This is a genomic window from Streptomyces sp. NPDC032940, from assembly GCF_040636935.1.
GTDB lineage: Bacteria > Actinomycetota > Actinomycetes > Streptomycetales > Streptomycetaceae > Streptomyces.
The window spans coordinates 66,540-83,334 of record NZ_JBEZVJ010000026.1; the positions used below are offsets into that span (position 1 = coordinate 66,540).

Here is a 16,795-nt window from a genome sequence, read left to right on the forward strand (position 1 = left end):
CCGGGCGCACCAGAGAGTGGAACCACCCGTGAGCAAGGACGCCGTCGACACGGCACAGGCCGCCGCCCGTCCCCAGGCGGCCGGAACACCCGCGGACGCGGGCGACGCCGGTTACAGCAAGGACCTCAAGGCCCGGCACGTCAACATGATCGCCATCGGCGGCGCGATCGGCACCGGCCTCTTCCTCGGCGCCGGCGGACGGCTGCGCGACGCGGGCCCGGCGCTCGCCATCGCCTATCTCGTCTGCGGCGTCTTCGCCTTCTTCGTGGTCCGGGCGCTGGGCGAGCTCGTGCTCTACCGGCCCTCGTCCGGGTCCTTTGTGTCGTACGCGCGCGAGTTCCTCGGCGAGAAGGGCGCCTACGTCGCCGGCTGGATGTACTTCCTGAACTGGTCGACCACCGGCATCGCCGACATCACCGCGATCGCGCTGTACACGCACTACTGGAGCCTGTTCACGAGCATCCCGCAATGGGTGCTCGCCCTGGCCGCCCTCGCGGTGGTCCTGGCCGTGAACCTCATCTCGGTGAAGATCTTCGGCGAGATGGAGTTCTGGTTCGCGATCGTCAAGGTCGCCACCCTGGTCGGCTTCATGCTGATCGGCATCTTCCTGCTGGCCACCCAGCACGACGTGGGCGGCTACACCCCAGGCGTCAGCATGATCACCGACCACGGCGGCATCCTCCCGCACGGCGTGATGCCCGTGGTGCTCGTGATGCAGGGCGTGATCTTCGCGTACGCGGCGCTGGAGCTGGTCGGCGTCGCCGCCGGTGAGACCGCCGAGCCCGAGAAGGTCGTCCCGCGCGCGGTGAACTCGATCATGTGGCGCGTCGCCCTCTTCTACGTCGGCTCGGTCGTCCTGCTGGCCCTGCTGCTGCCCGGCTCGCTCTACTCCGGCGACGAGAGCCCCTTCGTCACCGTCCTGTCCAGGGTCGGCGTCCCGGCGGCCGGCGACGTGATGAACCTCGTCGTCCTCACCGCCGCGATGTCCTCCCTGAACTCCGGTCTGTACTCCACCGGCCGCATCCTGCGCTCCATGGCCATGGCGGGCTCCGCGCCCAAGTTCACCCGCGTCATGAGCCGCAGCCAGGTGCCCTACGGCGGCATCCTGCTGACCTGCGGCATCTGCGTGCTCGGCGTGGGCCTGAACTACCTGATGCCGAGCAAGGCCTTCGAGATCGTGCTGAACGTCGCCTCCCTCGGCATCATCAGCACCTGGGTGATCATCATGATCTGCCACCTGGTCTTCGTCCGCCGCGCCCGGGCCGGCCTGGTCACCCGCCCGCACTTCCGCCTGCCCGGCAGCCCGGTCACGGAGATCGTCACGATCGCCTTCCTGGTGGCCGTGCTCTGCATGATGGGCAACGACCCCGAGATCGGCCGCTGGACCCTCCTGCTGATCCCGGTGATCGCCCTGATGCTGGTCGCAGGCTGGTTCGGCGTCCGCCGCCGCGTGGCCCTCGAGGCCGACCGGGAACTCGGCCGCCTCGGCGCCTAGCCGCCCGGGGCCGCTGTCAGTGGCGGCCCCTACGGTGGTGTCATGCCGGAGATCGCATACGTCCGAGGTGACGCCACCGCCCCGCCGGCCAAGGGCGTCAAGGTGATAGCGCATGTCTGCAACGACCGCGGCGGCTGGGGCAAGGGCTTCGTCCTGGCCGTCTCCCGCCGCTGGCCGGAGCCGGAGGCGGCGTACCGCGCCTGGCACCGCGACCGCGCGTCGAACGACTTCGGGCTGGGCGCCGTCCAGCTCGTCCGCGTCGAGCCGTACGTGTGGGTGGCCAACATGATCGGCCAGCACGGCACCAGGAGGGGCAGCAAGGGCGCCCCCGTGCGCTACGAGGCGATCGGCACCGCCCTCGGCCGCGTCGCCGGTCACGCGGCCGAGCTGGGCGCGTCCGTGCACATGCCCCGCATCGGCTGCGGACTGGCCGGCGGCACATGGTCCCGCGTCGAGCCGCTCGTCACGGAGCGGCTGGCGCGGCAGGGCATATCCGTCACCGTGTACGACCACGGGGACGGCGCCTGAGGCGGACACCGTCCCCGGGGCCCGTCAGTGCTCGTGCACGTCGTTCGTCGCCGCGATCTTCTTCCACGACCGCGGCTGCGCGGGCGTCGCCGACGCCTTCGCGAGGGACGCCGCGCGGGCCGCCGGCGCGGCCGGCTTCGACGGCTGGAACAGCCAGGTGTCGAACAGCGCCGCCAGCGGCCTGCCGGACACCTCCTCGGCGTACCGGCGGAAGTCCTCGACCGACGCGTTGCCGTAGGCGTACCGCTGCGGCCAGCCCTTCAGGACCTCGAAGAACGCCTGGTCGCCGATCTCGTTGCGCAGTGCCTGCACGGCCAGCGCGCCCCGGTCGTAGACCGCGATGTCGAACTGGTTCTCCGGCCCGGGATCACCGGGCCGCACCGTCCAGAACGGGTCGTCGGCCGGATGGGAGGCGTACGTGTAGTCGGCGAGCTCCTGCGCCGTGCCCTCGCCCTCGTGCTCCGACCAGAGCCACTGGGCGTACCGCGCGAAGCCCTCGTTGATCCAGATGTCCTTCCAGCCGTGCACGGACACCAGGTCGCCGTACCACTGGTGGGCCAGCTCGTGCACGACGACGGACACGTTCGACCCGTTCGCGAACTGCCGCGGGCTGTAGAACGGCCGGGTCTGCGTCTCCAGCGCGTACCCGGTGTTCGTGTTCGGCACGTACCCGCCGAGCGCGTTGTACGGATACGGCCCGAAATACTCGCTCAGCCAGTCGGCGATCTCCCCGGTCCGCTCCACGCTGGCCCGCGCCGCGCCGTCGTTGGCGCCGAGGTCCTTGCTGTAGGCGTTGACGACCGGGATGCCGCCCTCGGTCGTGCCGGTGGTGAGGTCGAACCTCCCGACCGCCAGCGTGGCGAGATACGTGGCCTGCGGCTTGTCGGACCGCCAGTTGTACCGGGTCCAGCCGAGCCGTGAGCTGGTGGACTGGAGCGTGCCGTTGGAGATGGCCTGGGTGCCGTCAGGCACCTGCACGGACACGTCGTACGTGGCCTTGTCGAGCGGGTGGTCGTTGCTCGGGAACCACCACCAGGCCGCCTCGGGCTCGTTCGCGCCGACGCCGCCGTCGGGGGTGCGGTGCCAGCTGGTGAAGCCGTACGCCTGCTTCGAGGACGGCACCCCGCTGTAACGGACGACGACGGTGACCGGGGCGCCCTTGCGCAGCGGGCTCTTCGGAGTGATCTCCAGTTCGTGCTCGCCCGACGTCGTGAACGAGGCCTTCGCGCCGTTCACCCGCACCTCGCCCACGTCCAGCAGGAAGTCCAGGTCGAACCGCGACAGGTGCTGCGTGGTGCGGGCCAGGATCGTCGCCGTCCCCTCCAGCCGGTCCGTCGCCGGCTGGTACTTCAGGCGCAGGTCGTAGTGGGAGACGTCGTAGCCGCCGTTGCCGTAGGCCGGGTAGTAGGGGTCGCCGATGCCCGGAGCGCCGGGGGAGTGGGCCGCCGCCGACGCCGGGATCGCCAGCATGAGGGTGGCGGCGCCCAGTGCGCCCGGCACGATGAATCTGCGGTGCACGAAAGCTCCAAGTCGTAGGGGTACGAGGTCTGTTCGGAGCCTATTCAGCCCCTGTGCACCCAGTCATGTCCACGGCCACTCCAGTCACATGATCGTCATCCGGCCGACATGAGAGTCCCCGCACCCGTGCTCCGGACGGAGGCCGGTGGAACCCGCTGCCGAACAGGTGAGTTCCGCGTCGCACGTGGTATCGGCGTAACAGAGGACTATTTTCGTCCTCACCGAAGGGAAAGGTGCCGCCTGTGACGCAGGACCGACCGAATGACGGGGAACACCACGCAAGAGGCGAGCTTCCGGGTTCGGACGCCGGCCTCCCAGGGCGCGACAGGCACCCCAGAACCGACCGGGTCGTCTTCGGGGTCACCGCCGCCCTGACCCTCGCCTTCGTCATCTGGGGCGCCGCCGCCACCGACTCGCTGGAGGACGTCTCCAGCAGCATGCTCGGCGGACTGCTGCACAACGGCGGCTGGGCGTTCACGCTGGCCGCCTCCGGCTTCGTGGTCTTCGCCCTCTGGCTGGCGGCCAGCCGCTACGGCCGCATCCACCTGGGAGCCGAGGGCGAGGAACCCGAGTTCCGGACCGTGTCCTGGGTCGCCATGATGTTCAGCGCCGGCATGGGCATCGGCCTGATGTTCTACGGCGTGAGCGAGCCGCTGGCGCACTACACCACGCCCCCGCCCGGCACCAGCCCGGCCGACTCCGGGGACCGCATGGCCACGGCCATGGCCACCACCCTGTTCCACTGGACGCTCCACCCGTGGGCGATCTACGCCGTGGTCGGTCTCGGCATCGCCTACAGCACCTTCCGCAGGCGCCGCAGGCAGACGATAAGCGCGGTGTTCACCCCGCTCATCGGTGAGAGGCACGCCAACGGCGCCGGCGGCAGGGTCATCGACATCCTGGCCATCATCGCGACGATCTTCGGCTCCGCGGCCTCCCTCGGCCTCGGCGCGCTGCAGATCGGCTCCGGCATGGAGAAGCTCGACTGGATGGACAAGGTCAGCACCGGACTGCTCGTCGGCATCATCGCGGTGCTCACGGTGGCGTTCGTGGCCTCGGCCGTCTCCGGCGTCGAGAAGGGCATCCAATGGCTGTCCAACACCAACATGGTGCTTGCCCTGCTGCTCGCGGTCTTCGTGTTCGTCGCGGGCCCGACCATCCTCATCCTCGACCTGCTGCCGACCTCCGTCTTCGCCTACCTCGGCGACCTGCCCCAGATGGCCGGCCGCACCGAGATCAGCGGAGGCAAGGGGGTCGCGGACTGGCTGGGCAGCTGGACCGTCTTCTACTGGGCGTGGTGGATCTCCTGGACGCCCTTCGTCGGCATGTTCATCGCCCGCATCAGCCGGGGCCGGACGATCCGTCAGTTCATCGGCGGTGTCATCCTCGTGCCCAGCACGGTCAGCCTGATCTGGTTCGCGATCTTCGGCGGCTCGGCGATGCGGCTGCAGGAGCAGCACCGGCTGGGCGACGACTCGACCCCTGAGGGTCAGCTCTTCGGCGTGCTGCAGGAGTACCCCATCGCCACCGCCACCAGCCTGCTGGTGATGATCCTCGTCGGCATCTTCTTCGTCTCGGGCGCCGACGCGGCCTCCATCGTGATGGGCACCCTCTCGCAGAAGGGCGCGCTCGAACCCAGCCGCTGGGTGGTGGTCGTGTGGGGCGTGGTGACGGGCGCCGTCGCGGCCATCATGCTGCTGATCGGCAGCGGCGAGGCGGACGCGCTCACCGGTCTGCAGAACCTCACGATCCTCGCGGCGGCGCCCTTCGTCATCGTGATGATCTTCATGTGCGTCGCCCTCATGCGCGACCTGCGCCGCGACTCCCTCATCGTGCGCGGCGAGATGGCCTCCGAAGCCGTCGAGCTGGCCGTCATCGAGGGCCACAAGCAGTACGAGGGCGACTTCGAGATCCGGATCGGCCCGGGGCCCGGCACGGACGTGGAGGGCGACCCGATCGGCAAGCACGACCAGTGAACGACGCCGGTGCGCGGCCCCGCCGAGGACCGGGCCGCGCCCCGGCGTCCCGTGCCTTCGCAGGCAACCCCCGGTCAGCCGGTCGCGAGGCGGGCCGCCTCCAGGGCGCAGCCCCAGGCCACCGTCACGCCCGCGCCGCCGTGGCCGTAGTTGTGCACCAGCAGCCGCCCGTCCGGCAGCACCTCGCGCTCCAGCCGCACCGCGTCCCGGGCCGGCCGCAGCCCCACCCGGTGCTCCAGCACCCGCGCCCCGGCGATCTCGGGCCGCAGCGCGGCACACCGCCGTACGATCGCCTCCGCGACCGCCGGGTCCGGCTCCGCCGACCACGCGTCCTCCTCGGCCGTGCCGCCCAGGACGAGCCGGCCGGGGTGCGGGAAGAAGTACGCCATCTCCCCGGAGACGGGGTCGGTGGAGACCAGCCAGGTGTCGATGCCCGGATTCTCCACCACGACCAGCTGCCCGCGCACCGGCCGCACGGACGCGTCCGGCACCAGCTCCCGGGCGCCCAGCCCCGTGCAGTTGACCACGACCGGCGCCCCGGCCTCCGCCAGGCCGGCCACCGTGCGCGTCTCCACCACACCGCCCGCCGCCGCCAACCGCTCCCGCAGCCAGGGCAGATGAGCCACCATGTCGATCAGCGGCAGCCGGGCCCACAGCCCCGCCCCGCCGTACTCCCCGGCCCGCGCCGGCCGCAGGCCCGGCAGCCGCGCGCTCGCCCAGCCGTCGACCTCGTCCAGGCCCGTCTCGCCCAGCACCCCTTCGACCACGCGTACGCCCGTCCGTTCGGGCCGCCGCGCCAGATCCTCGTACACGTCCAGCGAGCGCAGCGCCCACTCCCGTGCCAGCGCCACCGGCTCGATGCGGTACGGCCACCACAGCGCGCCCGCGACCGCCGAGGTGGTGCGCTCGACGGGCTCCCGCGTCCACACCCGCACCCGCCTGCCGGCCTCGGCGAGCACGACGGCCGTCGTCAGCCCGATCACCCCGCCGCCGACCACGACGACCTCGTCACCCAGTTCGGTTTCCACACCGGGACGATAGGCCCTCCCCGCCCGAATCCGTCAGCACGTGCTCAGATCGGCGGCACCGAGGGAATACTCACCGCATGGCTGCCGAATACGCGACCTTCGGCCTGGCACCGGCGATGCGGGCCGGTGGAGTCCTCGCCGGTGGCGACTACCAGGTCCACCGCAACTTCGTGGACTTCATCGTGGACGGACGGTCCCTGCTGTTCCGCCTCTCCGACCTGGACGCCGTCTCCCCGCTCGCCTCCGACGTGCCGCCGGCGATCTTCACCGCGCAGGTCCGCAGCCTGCTCCTGGAGACCGACGCGCCGCTGCCCGGCGGCCGGTACGTCATCTACGGCTGCCCCGACTGCGAGGACCTGGCCTGCGGCGCGGTGACCGCCGTGATCCAGCGCGACGGCGACGACTTCGTCTGGCGGGACTTCGCCTGGCAGACCGGCGAGCACGCCGACCTCGAGTTCAACGGCTACCACGGCATCGGCCCCTTCCGCTTCTCCGGCACCGAGTACCGCACGGCGCTGGCCGCCCTTCTCGACGGCGGCGCGCACACCCGCCGCCGGGTGCTGCTGATCGGCGCCCGCGTCGCCCTGCTCGCCCGGCTCGCCGCCGCGCTGCGCACCATCGGCATCGGCGCCGACATCGCCCACGACGCCGCCGGCGTGCCCGCCGAGGAACTGCGCGGCTACGGCGCCGTCGTCTTCGGGCGCGCGGCCGGCGAGGAGGAACGGGCCGCAGTGCGCGACGCCTTCACCCGGGCCGGCGTCGAGGCCGCCCACGTCGACGGCCTCGCCCCGATCGTCCCGCTCCTCGTCGCCCAGATCGAACACGCCCTGGACGGCGGCCCGGCCGGGCGGCACCGGCTGACCCGCCTGACGGCGGCCGGCGGCGCGGCGGAGCTCGAGGTGACCTCACCCTGCCGGGTACGGCTCACCGCGTACCGGCTCGACCGGTTCCACCGCACGCACACCCACGAGGTCTTCGACGACGTGCTCGGGGCGGGCGGCCACCGCGTCGCCCTGGACCCCGGCACGGTGAAGGGGGAGTCCTACCTGGTGGCGCGGGCACCGGGAAGCGTGCTGGTGACGGCGGTGCGGCGCGGGAAACCCGGCTGAGCGGGCGGCCGGGGCGCGGTTAGGATCGGCGGTCTGATGACTGCCACCCTCGTCGCCAAGAACCTCGCCGCCGGCCACGGCGACCGCTCCCTGTTCACCGGGCTCGACCTCGTCGTCGCCCCCGGCGACGTGATCGGCCTCGTCGGGGCCAACGGCGCCGGCAAGTCCACCCTCCTGCGGATGCTCGCCGGCCTCACCGCCCCGGAACAGGGCGAGCTGCGCCTGTCCCCGCCGAGCGCCACCGTCGGCCACCTCCCGCAGGAGCCGGAGCGCCGGCCCGGCGAGACCGTCCGCGCCTTCCTCGCCCGCCGCACCGGCGTCACCGAGGCCCAGCGCGCCATGGACGAGGCCACCGAGGCCCTGGTCGAGGGCGCCCCGGGCGCCGACGACGCCTACGCCACCGGCCTGGAGCGCTGGCTCGCCCTCGGCGGCGCCGACCTCGACGACCGCGCCGAGGAGACGGCCGACGCGCTCGGCCTCACGGTGGACCTGGACCAGCCGATGACCTCCCTGTCCGGCGGCCAGGCGGCCCGCGCCGGCCTCGCCTCCCTCCTGCTGTCCCGCTACGACGTCTTCCTGCTCGACGAGCCGACCAACGACCTCGACCTGGACGGCCTGGAGCGCCTCGAACGCTTCGTGTCCGGCCTGCGCGCCGGCACCGTCGTCGTCAGCCACGACCGCGAGTTCCTCACCCGCACGGTCACCAAGGTCCTCGAACTCGACCTCGCCCAGCGGCAGATCAACCTCTACGGCGGCGGCTACGAGGCCTACCTGGAGGAACGCGAGGTGGCCCGCCGGCACGCCCGCGACGAGTACGAGGAGTACGCCGACAAGCGCTCCGCCCTCCAGGACCGGGCCCAGATGCAGCGCACCTGGATGGACAAGGGCGTCAAGAACGCCCGGCGCAAGGCGGGCAATGACAACGACAAGATCGGCCGCAAGTTCCGCAGCGAGGCCAGCGAGAAGCAGGCCGCCAAGGCCCGCCAGACCCAGCGCATGCTCGAACGCCTCGAGGTCGTCGAGGAGCCGCGCAAGGAGTGGGACCTGCGCATGGAGATCGCGTCGGCGCCGCGCTCCGGCGCGGTCGTCGCCACCCTGCGCGACGCCGAGGTCCGGCGCGGCGGCTTCACGCTCGGCCCGGTCTCCCTCCAGATCGACTGGGCGGACCGCGTGGCGATCACCGGCGCCAACGGCGCGGGCAAGTCCACCCTCCTCGCCGCACTCCTGGGCCGCGTCCCGCTCGACGCCGGGCACGCGGCGCTCGGCTCGGACGTCCTGCTCGGCGAGGTCGACCAGGCCCGCGCGCTGTTCCACGGCCCCGAGTCCCTGCTCGACGCCTTCCGCACGGCGACGCCGGACACCGAACCGGCCGACATCCGCACCCTCCTGGCCAAGTTCGGCCTCAAGGCGGACCACGTCATGCGCCCGGCGTCGACCCTCTCCCCGGGCGAACGCACGAGAGCGGCCCTCGCCCTCCTCCAGGGAAGGGGCGTCAACCTCCTGGTCCTGGACGAGCCGACCAACCACCTGGACCTGCCGGCCATCGAGCAACTGGAGTCAGCCCTGGACGCCTACGAAGGCACCCTCCTGCTGATCACCCACGACCGCCGCATGCTGAACGCGGTCCACGTGACCCGCCGCCTGGAGGTAACAGACGGCAAGCTCACGGAGAGCCGCCCGTAGCCGCGGGGCGGCAGGGGTGGGCGCAGCGGCACCCGGCAGCGCCGGGCCACGCGACCCACCCGCCCGCAACCGCACCCCGCGCCTACGCCAACCCGGCCCGCCGCAACGCGTCCGCCATCGCCCCGTTGGCCGGAGCAGGCGCCGCCGAGCCCCGCCCCTTCCCCCCGGCACCCTGCTGCCGCTGCTTCGGAGGCCGGCCTCCCTGCCGCGTCCCCCGCTGCTGGCCACGCGGCTGCTCCCCCTGCGGCGCCGCCTCATCGTCCAGCCGCAACGTCAACGAGATCCGCTTCCGCGGAATATCGACGTCCAGCACCTTCACCTTCACGATGTCCCCGGGCTTCACCACGTCCCGCGGATCCTTCACGAAGGTCTTCGACATCGCCGACACGTGCACCAGCCCGTCCTGATGCACACCGACGTCCACGAACGCCCCGAACGCGGCCACGTTCGTGACGACTCCCTCCAGGACCATCCCGGACGCCAGGTCGGAGATCTTCTCCACGCCCTCCCTGAAGGTGGCCGTCCTGAAGGCCGGCCGCGGGTCGCGCCCCGGCTTCTCCAGCTCCCGCAGAATGTCGGAGACGGTCGGCAGACCGAACTTCTCGTCCACGAACTCCGCCGGCTTCAGCGACCGCAGGACACCCGTGTTGCCGATCAGCCCCGCCACGTCCTGCCCGGCGGTCTTCACCATCCGCCGCACCACCGGGTACGCCTCGGGGTGCACGCTGGACGCGTCCAGGGGATCGTCGCCGCCCCGGATCCGCAGGAAGCCCGCGCACTGCTCGTACGCCTTCGGGCCCAGCCGCGACACCTTCTTCAGCTCGGTCCGCGACCGGAACGGCCCGTTCGCGTCCCGGTGCGCCACGATGTTCTCGGCGAGCCCGGAGGTGATGCCGGAGACGCGGGCGAGCAGCGGCGCGGAGGCCGTGTTGACGTCCACGCCCACGCCGTTCACACAGTCCTCGACCACCGCGTCCAGCGAGCGCGACAGCTTCACCTCGGACAGGTCGTGCTGGTACTGGCCGACGCCGATCGACTTCGGGTCGATCTTCACCAGTTCGGCCAGCGGGTCCTGGAGCCGCCGCGCGATCGACACGGCACCGCGCAACGAGACGTCCATGTCGGGCAGTTCCTGCGAGGCGAAGGCCGACGCCGAGTACACCGAGGCGCCCGCCTCGGAGACCATCACCTTGGTGAGCTTCAGCTCCGGGTGCCTGGCGATGAGTTCACCCGCGAGCTTGTCGGTCTCGCGGGACGCCGTGCCGTTGCCGATCGCGACCAGCTCGACCGCGTGCTCCTTCGCCAGCCCGGCCAGCTTGGCGATCGCCTCGTCCCACCGGTTTGCCGGGACGTGCGGGTGGATCACGTCCGTGGCCACGACCTTGCCGGTCGCGTCGATCACGGCGACCTTCACGCCGGTACGGAAGCCGGGGTCGAGGCCGAGCGTGGCCCGCGTGCCGGCGGGGGCGGCCAGCAGCAGGTCGCGCAGGTTGGCGGCGAACACGTTCACCGCCTCGTCCTCGGCGGCCGTGCGCAGCCGCAGCCTGAGGTCGATTCCGAGGTGGACCAGGATGCGGGTGCGCCAGGCCCAGCGGACCGTGTCCGCGAGCCACTTGTCGCCGGGCCGGCCGCGGTCGGCGATCCCGAACCGGCTCGCGACGATCCCCTCGTACGACGACGGCCCCTCGGCGGGCTCCTCGGGCTCCAGGACGAGGTCGAGGACGTCCTCCTTCTCGCCGCGCAGCATCGCGAGGATCCGGTGCGAGGGCAGCTCGGTGAACGGCTCGGCGAAGTCGAAGTAGTCGGCGAACTTGGCGCCCGTCTCCTCCTTGCCCGCCTTCACCTTGGCGGCGAGCCGCCCGCGCACCCACATGCGCTCGCGCAGCTCGCCGATCAGGTCGGCGTCCTCCGAGAACTTCTCGGTGAGGATCGCCCGGGCCCCGTCCAGGGCGGCCTGCGGATCGGCCACGCCCCTGTCCGCGTCGACGAACGCGGCGGCCGCCGCGAGCGGGTCCACCGACGGGTCGCCGAGCAGGCCCTCGGCCAGCGGCTCCAGACCGGCCTCGCGGGCGATCTGCGCCTTCGTGCGCCGCTTGGGCTTGAACGGCAGGTAGATGTCCTCCAGGCGGGCCTTGGTCTCCGCCTCGCGGATCCGGGCCTCGAGCTCCTCGGTGAGCTTGCCCTGCTCGCGCACCGAGTCGAGGATCGCCGTACGCCGCTCCTCCAGCTCCCGCAGATAACGCAGCCGTTCCTCGAGCGTGCGCAGCTGCGCGTCGTCGAGCATCTCGGTCGCTTCCTTGCGGTAGCGGGCGATGAAGGGCACCGTGGAGCCGCCGTCGAGCAGCTCCACGGCGGCCTTCACCTGCCGCTCCCGTACGCCGAGTTCCTCGGCGATCCTGCCTTCGATGGACCTCACGTCGATGGACGCGCTGGACCCGGGTGTCGTCACGATCCCGTACCGCCTTCTCACAGAGGTTGCGCGGCAATTGTGGCAGGTGACGCCGACAATCGGGGGATCAGGGCGCCACCCCGGCCCGTCGCGGCCGGACGGTACGGGGGACGCCGCGTCAGGCCCTGCGCGCCGAGGACGAGGCGCCGCCGAAGAGCCGGGCCAGCGCCCGGAAGGGAAGCGTGACGACGGTGGCGACGGCGCCGGCGATCTGGCGCAGGACGTCTGCGATGGCACGGAACACGGAAAACCCCTTTCCTCTCCCGGCCGCTGCGGCCGGGAGAGGTACGGGTACCTCGGGACCGGCCCCGTATGCCCCGCGGTCGCGGGGCGGGGGGCTCAGCGCTTGCCGAAGAGGTCCGCCGGGAAGGCGCCGGCGCCGAGGGCCTTGCGGGTGAAGGCGGTTCCCAGCTCCGTCAGACGGGCCACGCCCTCCGCGCCCAGGTGCGCGTACGGGCCCTCGTCCATCCGGTCCGTCTCCCGCTCGATGCCGTCGCGCAGGGCGACGCCCCGCTCGGTCAGCTCACCGGCGTCGTCGAGCACCCCGCGCTCCCGCAGCCGGTCCGCCGCCGCGTCCCACTCCTCCTGGGTCCAGCCGCGGGTGGTGAAGACCCACTTCGGCGCCAGGCCCCGGCCGGTCGCGGTGTGCGTCACCACCGCCTCCAGTCCGTCGAGACCCGCCGCCAGCAGCGCGGCGAGGTGGCCGTCGCCCCGGTGCTCGCGCAGCAGCGTGGCCGCGTGCCACAGCGCGAGGTGCGGATCGCCGGGCACCGGCAGGTCGGCGTGGGCCGAGTACAGCGGGCGGGCGCTGCGCGAGCAGCCCTCGGCGGCCCGCAGCGCCAGCTCGGCCGCCTCCGCCATCTCCGCGGACGCCACGGCCTCCTCGCCCAGCAGGCGGCGCAGCGTCGCGTCGACGGCGCGGGTGCGGGCGGCCAGGACCTGGGCGGGCGTGACGGTCTCCCACACGGCGGGCACGTGCTGCGCGACCAGGTCGTGCTTGTAGTTGTAGAACGCCGCCGTCACCGTGCCGGCGCCGACCGGGCCGAGCGCTGCGGCACGCACCGCGAAGTTGACGGCCCGGGGGTCGCTGACCCCGAGGGCGGCCAGCTCCCGGCCCAGGTCGGGCGAGAAGTAGTGGGTCGAGTGCAGCGGGTTCAGCGCGTTGTGGCAGCGGCGGCCGGCGCGGGCGTCCAGCGTGGCGGTTGTCATGCCCGGCACGTTACCAACCGCTCAGTACGTCCTCCAGGGGTGCGGGAGGCATGGCAGGAAAGGTGGGAGACGCGTCATTGCGGCCACCGTCAGGCGGCCGAAGAATCGACGGCATGGCCCAGCGCACCGTTCTCGTCGTCCTCTTCGACGACGTCCAGAGCCTCGATGTCACCGGTCCCGTGGAGGTCTTCGCGGGGGCCGAGAAGCACACAGCGGGCACCTACCGCATCCGCACCGCCTCGCTGGACGGCGCTCCCGTGCGCACGTCCAGCGGTCTGACCGTCGTACCGGACCGGGCCCTCACCGGCGCGCCCGCCCCGCACACCCTGCTGGTCCCCGGCGGTCAGGGCACCCGGGACCCGGACCCGCGCCTGGTCGGATGGCTGCGCGAGCACGGGCCCGGCGCCCCGCGTCTCGTCTCCGTCTGCACCGGAGCCGTCCTGCTCGCCGCGGCAGGCCTGCTGGACGGCCGCCGCGCCACCACGCACTGGGCGTACTGCGACCGGCTCGCCCGCGACCATCCGGCCGTCGACGTCGACCCCGACCCGATCTACGTCCGCGACGGACACGTCGCCACGTCCGCCGGTGTCACCTCCGGCATCGACCTCGCGCTCGCCCTGGTGGAGGAGGACCTGGGCCGGGAGGCGGCCCTCACCGTCGCGCGCCATCTGGTGGTCTTCCTGCGCCGGCCCGGGAACCAGGCCCAGTTCAGCGCCCAGCTCGCCGCGCAGACCGCGCGCCGCGAGCCGCTCCGCGAGGTGCAGCAGTGGATCACCGAGCACCCCGGCGCCGATCTGAGCGTCGACGCCCTGGCCGCCCGCGCCGCCCTCTCGCCGCGCCACTTCGCCCGCGCCTTCCAGGCCGAGACCGGCACGACACCCGGCCGCTACGTCGACCGGGTGCGCCTCGAACACGCCCGCCGGCTGCTGGAGGACAGCACCGACGGAGTCGAGGAGATCTCCCGGGCCAGCGGCTACGGCACCCCGGAGGCCATGCGCCGGGCCTTCGTCAAGGCACTCGGCACCTCACCGGCCGAATACCGCCGCCGCTTCCGTCCCGCGTCCGCCCACTGACGGCACGCCCCGCACCGCGCGCGAGCCGCGTACACACGAAAGGACACCGAACCCGTGCAGATCGCCATCGTCCTCTACGACCGTTTCACCGCCCTCGACGCCGTGGGCCCCTACGAGGTCCTCAGCCGCATCCCGGACGCCGAGACGGTGTTCGTCGCCGAACGGACCGGTCCCGTCCGCAACGACACGGGAAGCCTCGCGCTCACCGCCGACCGCACGCTCGCCGACGTGCCGGCCCCGGACGTCGTCCTCGTGCCGGGCGGCCCCGGCCAGGCGGAACAGATGGACAACGGGACCCTGCTGGAGTGGCTGCGGGCCGCCGACGCCACCAGCACCTGGACCACCTCGGTCTGCTCCGGCTCCCTGCTGCTCGCCGCGGCGGGCCTGCTCACCGGCCGCCGCGCCACCTGCCACTGGCTGGCCCTCGACCTCCTGAAGGGGTACGGCGCCGAGCCGACCGGGGAGCGGGTGGTCACCGACGGCAAGTACGTCACCGCGGCCGGCGTCTCCTCCGGCATCGACATGGGCCTCGCCCTGGTCGGACGGATCGCCGGCGACGAGCACGCGCAGGCGGTGCAGTTGCTCACCGAGTACGACCCGCAGCCGCCCTACGACGCCGGGTCCCCGCACAAGGCCCCCGCGCACCTCGTCGAGGAGTTCCGCACCCGCAGCCGCTTCAGCCTGACGTAGGCACGCTCCAGCCGAAGCGCGGCTGCCTGCGCTCCAGGAACGCGGCGACGCCCTCCGCGGTGTCGCCGCTGCCGCGCGCCTGTTCCCTCCAGTACCCGTCCCGGTCGGTGCGGCCGTCGGCGAACTCCTTCGCCGCCGCCTGCGTCAGCTGCGAACGCGAGACCAGGACCCGGGTGAACTCGGCGACCCGCTTGTCGAGTTCACCGGCCGGCAGCACCTCGTCGACCAGCTCCGTGCGCAGCGCCCGCCCGGCGTCGATCAGCTCGCCGGAGAAGAGCAGGTACTTCGCGGTGGCCGGCCCCACCAGCGACACCAGCCGCCGGGTCGCCGACGCCGGGTACACCACGCCGAGCTTGGCGGGGGTGACCCCGAACAGCGCGTCCTCCTCGGCGAACCGCAGATCGCAGGCCGCCGCCAGCTGGGCGCCGCCGCCCACGCAGTGACCGCGGATCGCCGCCAGCGTCGGCTTGGGGAAGGCCGCGAGGGCCTCCTCGGCGCGCACGGCGAGCGTCTGCGCCTCCTCGGCGGAGTCCCGCAGCGTCGAGATGTCGGCGCCGGCGCAGAAGGTCCCGCCCTCACCGGTGAGCACCAGCGCCCGCACCGCGGGGTCGTCCGCCAGGGCGCCGAGCAGCTCCGGCAGCTGTCGCCACATCGCGGCCGTCATGGCGTTGCGCTTGGCCGGGTGGTGGACGACGACGGTGGCGACCGAGTCGGCGACCCGGTGCTGCAGATGCGGCTCCATGCGCCGGATGCTATCCACCGGTCCGAAGAGTTCGCGGAGCGGGGGCAAGCGGGGCAGGAACGATCCCGCAGGCGTGCGGGGCGTACGGCAACGATCAGAACCGCTCGATATCTGCTGACTTGTGTTCAGTTCTCCGGCGCGGAGGGACGCGTTGCCAACACTCTGGGGTGTGGTGACAATCGAGCCCGAGGGTGGCGACCGGACGATGGACGAGACCGGGCCCGCGCAGCCGCTGCCGTACGAAGGCGTCTGGCGGTTCACCGCGCCCGCCGTCGACGCCTCGGTGCCGCAGGCCCGGCACGCCGTCCGGGACCTGCTGGTGCGGCAGGGCGTGCCGGTCTCCGACGACGTGGTCCAGGGGCTGTTGCTGATCGTCTCGGAGCTGGTAACGAACGCCGTCCGGCACGCGGCGGTGCTGTCGCCGACGCTCGCCGTGGAGGTCGCCGTCGGGCCCGAGTGGGTCCGGGTGTCCGTGGAGGACAACCACCCCTACCGCCCGACCGCCCTGGAGACCGACCACGGGCGCACCGGAGGACGCGGACTGCTCCTGGTCCGGGAGATCACCAGGGAGGCGGGCGGGGCGTGCGACGTGGCCCACACGGCCGGCGGCGGCAAGGTGATCTGGGCCGCCCTGCCGCTCAAGCACGCCCCGCGCTAGCGGACCCCGTTCACCAGCCGGCGGACGGCCCCGTCAGCTCGCGGACGGCCGGCCGGACCGCGTCCAGCACCGTCATGAACCACGCCGAGAAGGTGTCCTTCGCGTGCCGCTCGGCCAGCTCCCCGGGGGTCACGAAGGCCGTGTCGGCGATCTCCTCCGGGTCGGGCCGCGGCGCGGCCTGCACCAGACCGACGAACAGGTGGTTGTACTCCTGCTCGACCAGCCCCGACGTCGGGTCCGGGTGGTTGTAGCGGACCGTGCCCGCCTCGGCGAGCAGCGACGGCGAGACCCCGAGCTCCTCGAACGTCCGCCGGGCCGCCGCGGCGAACGGCGCCTCACCGGGGTAGGGGTGGCCGCAGCAGGTGTTCGACCACACGCCGGGGGAGTGGTACTTGCCCAGGGCCCGCTGCTGGAGCAGCAGCCGGCCGCGCTCGTCGAAGAGGAACACGGAGAAGGCGCGGTGCAGCTGTCCCGGCGGCTGGTGCGCGGCGAGCTTCTCCGCGGTACCGACCGTCACGCCGTTCTCGTCGACCAGTTCCAGCAAAATCGCGTCTGCGGTGCCGTTCGACGAACTGTGCGTCGCGGTGGCAGGAGTGATCGGCATACCCATCCTTCTCGTCGGTCCTGGCGCCCCAAG

Annotated in this window: 15 protein-coding genes; 8 read left to right on the forward strand and 7 right to left on the reverse strand. The window is 72.7% G+C overall.

Annotated elements, in window-relative coordinates; all coding sequences use genetic code 11:
- Positions 1 to 28 precede the first annotated feature (28 nt).
- Both AB0E77_RS26420 and AB0E77_RS26425 read left to right on the forward strand, forming a co-directional pair.
- Positions 29 to 1,495, forward strand: coding sequence for an amino acid permease (locus AB0E77_RS26420; protein ID WP_361574793.1), 1,467 nt, complete (start codon positions 29 to 31; stop codon positions 1,493 to 1,495).
- Positions 1,496 to 1,537: 42 nt separating this feature from the next.
- Positions 1,538 to 2,023, forward strand: coding sequence for a macro domain-containing protein (locus tag AB0E77_RS26425; protein WP_361574796.1), 486 nt, complete (start codon positions 1,538 to 1,540; stop codon positions 2,021 to 2,023).
- A 24-nt stretch (positions 2,024 to 2,047) separates the two neighbouring features.
- Here AB0E77_RS26425 and AB0E77_RS26430 read toward each other — a convergent pair whose 3' ends face one another.
- Positions 2,048 to 3,541: a M1 family metallopeptidase gene (locus tag AB0E77_RS26430; RefSeq protein WP_361574799.1), complete on the reverse strand. Its 1,494-nt coding sequence runs from the start codon at positions 3,539 to 3,541 to the stop codon at positions 2,048 to 2,050.
- 242 nt (positions 3,542 to 3,783) lie between these two features.
- Between AB0E77_RS26430 and AB0E77_RS26435 the strand changes: the two genes are divergently transcribed.
- Positions 3,784 to 5,517, forward strand: coding sequence for a BCCT family transporter (locus tag AB0E77_RS26435; protein ID WP_361574802.1), 1,734 nt, complete (start codon positions 3,784 to 3,786; stop codon positions 5,515 to 5,517).
- Between the two features lie 74 nt (positions 5,518 to 5,591).
- On the opposite strand, the gene AB0E77_RS26440 is transcribed toward AB0E77_RS26435, so the two are convergent.
- Positions 5,592 to 6,545, reverse strand: a complete 954-nt coding sequence (locus tag AB0E77_RS26440) for an FAD-dependent oxidoreductase (RefSeq protein WP_361574805.1) — start codon at positions 6,543 to 6,545, stop codon at positions 5,592 to 5,594.
- 77 nt (positions 6,546 to 6,622) lie between these two features.
- Between AB0E77_RS26440 and AB0E77_RS26445 the strand changes: the two genes are divergently transcribed.
- Both AB0E77_RS26445 and AB0E77_RS26450 read left to right on the forward strand, forming a co-directional pair.
- Positions 6,623 to 7,654 (forward strand): oxidoreductase, encoded by a 1,032-nt coding sequence (locus AB0E77_RS26445; protein WP_361574808.1) that lies wholly within the window; start codon positions 6,623 to 6,625, stop codon positions 7,652 to 7,654.
- Between the two features lie 36 nt (positions 7,655 to 7,690).
- The gene (locus AB0E77_RS26450) at positions 7,691 to 9,337 is read left to right on the forward strand and encodes an ABC-F family ATP-binding cassette domain-containing protein (protein ID WP_361574811.1); all 1,647 of its coding nucleotides are present in this window, start codon (positions 7,691 to 7,693) and stop codon (positions 9,335 to 9,337) included.
- A gap of 82 nt (positions 9,338 to 9,419) precedes the next feature.
- On the opposite strand, the gene AB0E77_RS26455 is transcribed toward AB0E77_RS26450, so the two are convergent.
- The 3 genes from AB0E77_RS26455 to AB0E77_RS26465 form a co-directional block, all read right to left on the reverse strand.
- Positions 9,420 to 11,786 (reverse strand): Tex family protein, encoded by a 2,367-nt coding sequence (locus AB0E77_RS26455; protein ID WP_361574814.1) that lies wholly within the window; start codon positions 11,784 to 11,786, stop codon positions 9,420 to 9,422.
- Positions 11,787 to 11,904: 118 nt separating this feature from the next.
- On the reverse strand, positions 11,905 to 12,030 hold the full coding sequence (locus AB0E77_RS26460) for an LPFR motif small protein (protein WP_361574817.1): 126 nt from the start codon (positions 12,028 to 12,030) through the stop codon (positions 11,905 to 11,907).
- 95 nt (positions 12,031 to 12,125) lie between these two features.
- Positions 12,126 to 12,995, reverse strand: a complete 870-nt coding sequence (locus AB0E77_RS26465; protein ID WP_361574820.1) for a hypothetical protein — start codon at positions 12,993 to 12,995, stop codon at positions 12,126 to 12,128.
- Between the two features lie 113 nt (positions 12,996 to 13,108).
- Here AB0E77_RS26465 and AB0E77_RS26470 point away from each other — a divergent pair, with 113 nt between their 5' ends.
- Together AB0E77_RS26470 and AB0E77_RS26475 are read left to right on the forward strand one after the other, a co-directional pair.
- Positions 13,109 to 14,068, forward strand: coding sequence for a GlxA family transcriptional regulator (locus tag AB0E77_RS26470; RefSeq protein WP_361574823.1), 960 nt, complete (start codon positions 13,109 to 13,111; stop codon positions 14,066 to 14,068).
- 54 nt (positions 14,069 to 14,122) lie between these two features.
- A complete protein-coding gene (locus AB0E77_RS26475; protein ID WP_361574826.1) occupies positions 14,123 to 14,758 on the forward strand; it encodes a DJ-1/PfpI family protein in 636 nt (211 codons plus the stop codon).
- Here the strand turns inward: AB0E77_RS26475 and AB0E77_RS26480 are convergent.
- Positions 14,745 to 15,500, reverse strand: coding sequence for an enoyl-CoA hydratase/isomerase family protein (locus AB0E77_RS26480; protein ID WP_361574829.1), 756 nt, complete (start codon positions 15,498 to 15,500; stop codon positions 14,745 to 14,747). The genes AB0E77_RS26475 and AB0E77_RS26480 overlap by 14 nt on opposite strands.
- A 205-nt stretch (positions 15,501 to 15,705) precedes the next feature.
- Here AB0E77_RS26480 and AB0E77_RS26485 point away from each other — a divergent pair, with 205 nt between their 5' ends.
- A complete protein-coding gene (locus AB0E77_RS26485; RefSeq protein ID WP_361574915.1) occupies positions 15,706 to 16,158 on the forward strand; it encodes an ATP-binding protein in 453 nt (150 codons plus the stop codon).
- 10 nt (positions 16,159 to 16,168) lie between these two features.
- Here the strand turns inward: AB0E77_RS26485 and idi are convergent, their stop codons facing one another.
- The gene (gene idi, locus AB0E77_RS26490) at positions 16,169 to 16,762 is read right to left on the reverse strand and encodes an isopentenyl-diphosphate Delta-isomerase (RefSeq protein ID WP_361574832.1); all 594 of its coding nucleotides are present in this window, start codon (positions 16,760 to 16,762) and stop codon (positions 16,169 to 16,171) included.
- Between the last annotated feature and the right edge of the window lie 33 nt (positions 16,763 to 16,795).

What these genes read in the sequence shown, in the direction of transcription:
- AB0E77_RS26425 (WP_361574796.1), top strand. Translation starts at nt 1,538, where the DNA reads ATGCCGGAGATCGCATACGTCCGAGGTGACGCCACCGCCCCGCCGGCC.
- idi (WP_361574832.1), bottom strand. Translation starts at nt 16,762, where the DNA reads ATGCCGATCACTCCTGCCACCGCGACGCACAGTTCGTCGAACGGCACC.
- AB0E77_RS26450 (WP_361574811.1), top strand. Translation starts at nt 7,691, where the DNA reads ATGACTGCCACCCTCGTCGCCAAGAACCTCGCCGCCGGCCACGGCGAC.
- AB0E77_RS26470 (WP_361574823.1), top strand. Translation starts at nt 13,109, where the DNA reads ATGGCCCAGCGCACCGTTCTCGTCGTCCTCTTCGACGACGTCCAGAGC.
- AB0E77_RS26480 (WP_361574829.1), bottom strand. Translation starts at nt 15,500, where the DNA reads ATGGAGCCGCATCTGCAGCACCGGGTCGCCGACTCGGTCGCCACCGTC.
- AB0E77_RS26465 (WP_361574820.1), bottom strand. Translation starts at nt 12,995, where the DNA reads ATGACAACCGCCACGCTGGACGCCCGCGCCGGCCGCCGCTGCCACAAC.
- AB0E77_RS26485 (WP_361574915.1), top strand. Translation starts at nt 15,706, where the DNA reads ATGGACGAGACCGGGCCCGCGCAGCCGCTGCCGTACGAAGGCGTCTGG.
- AB0E77_RS26445 (WP_361574808.1), top strand. Translation starts at nt 6,623, where the DNA reads ATGGCTGCCGAATACGCGACCTTCGGCCTGGCACCGGCGATGCGGGCC.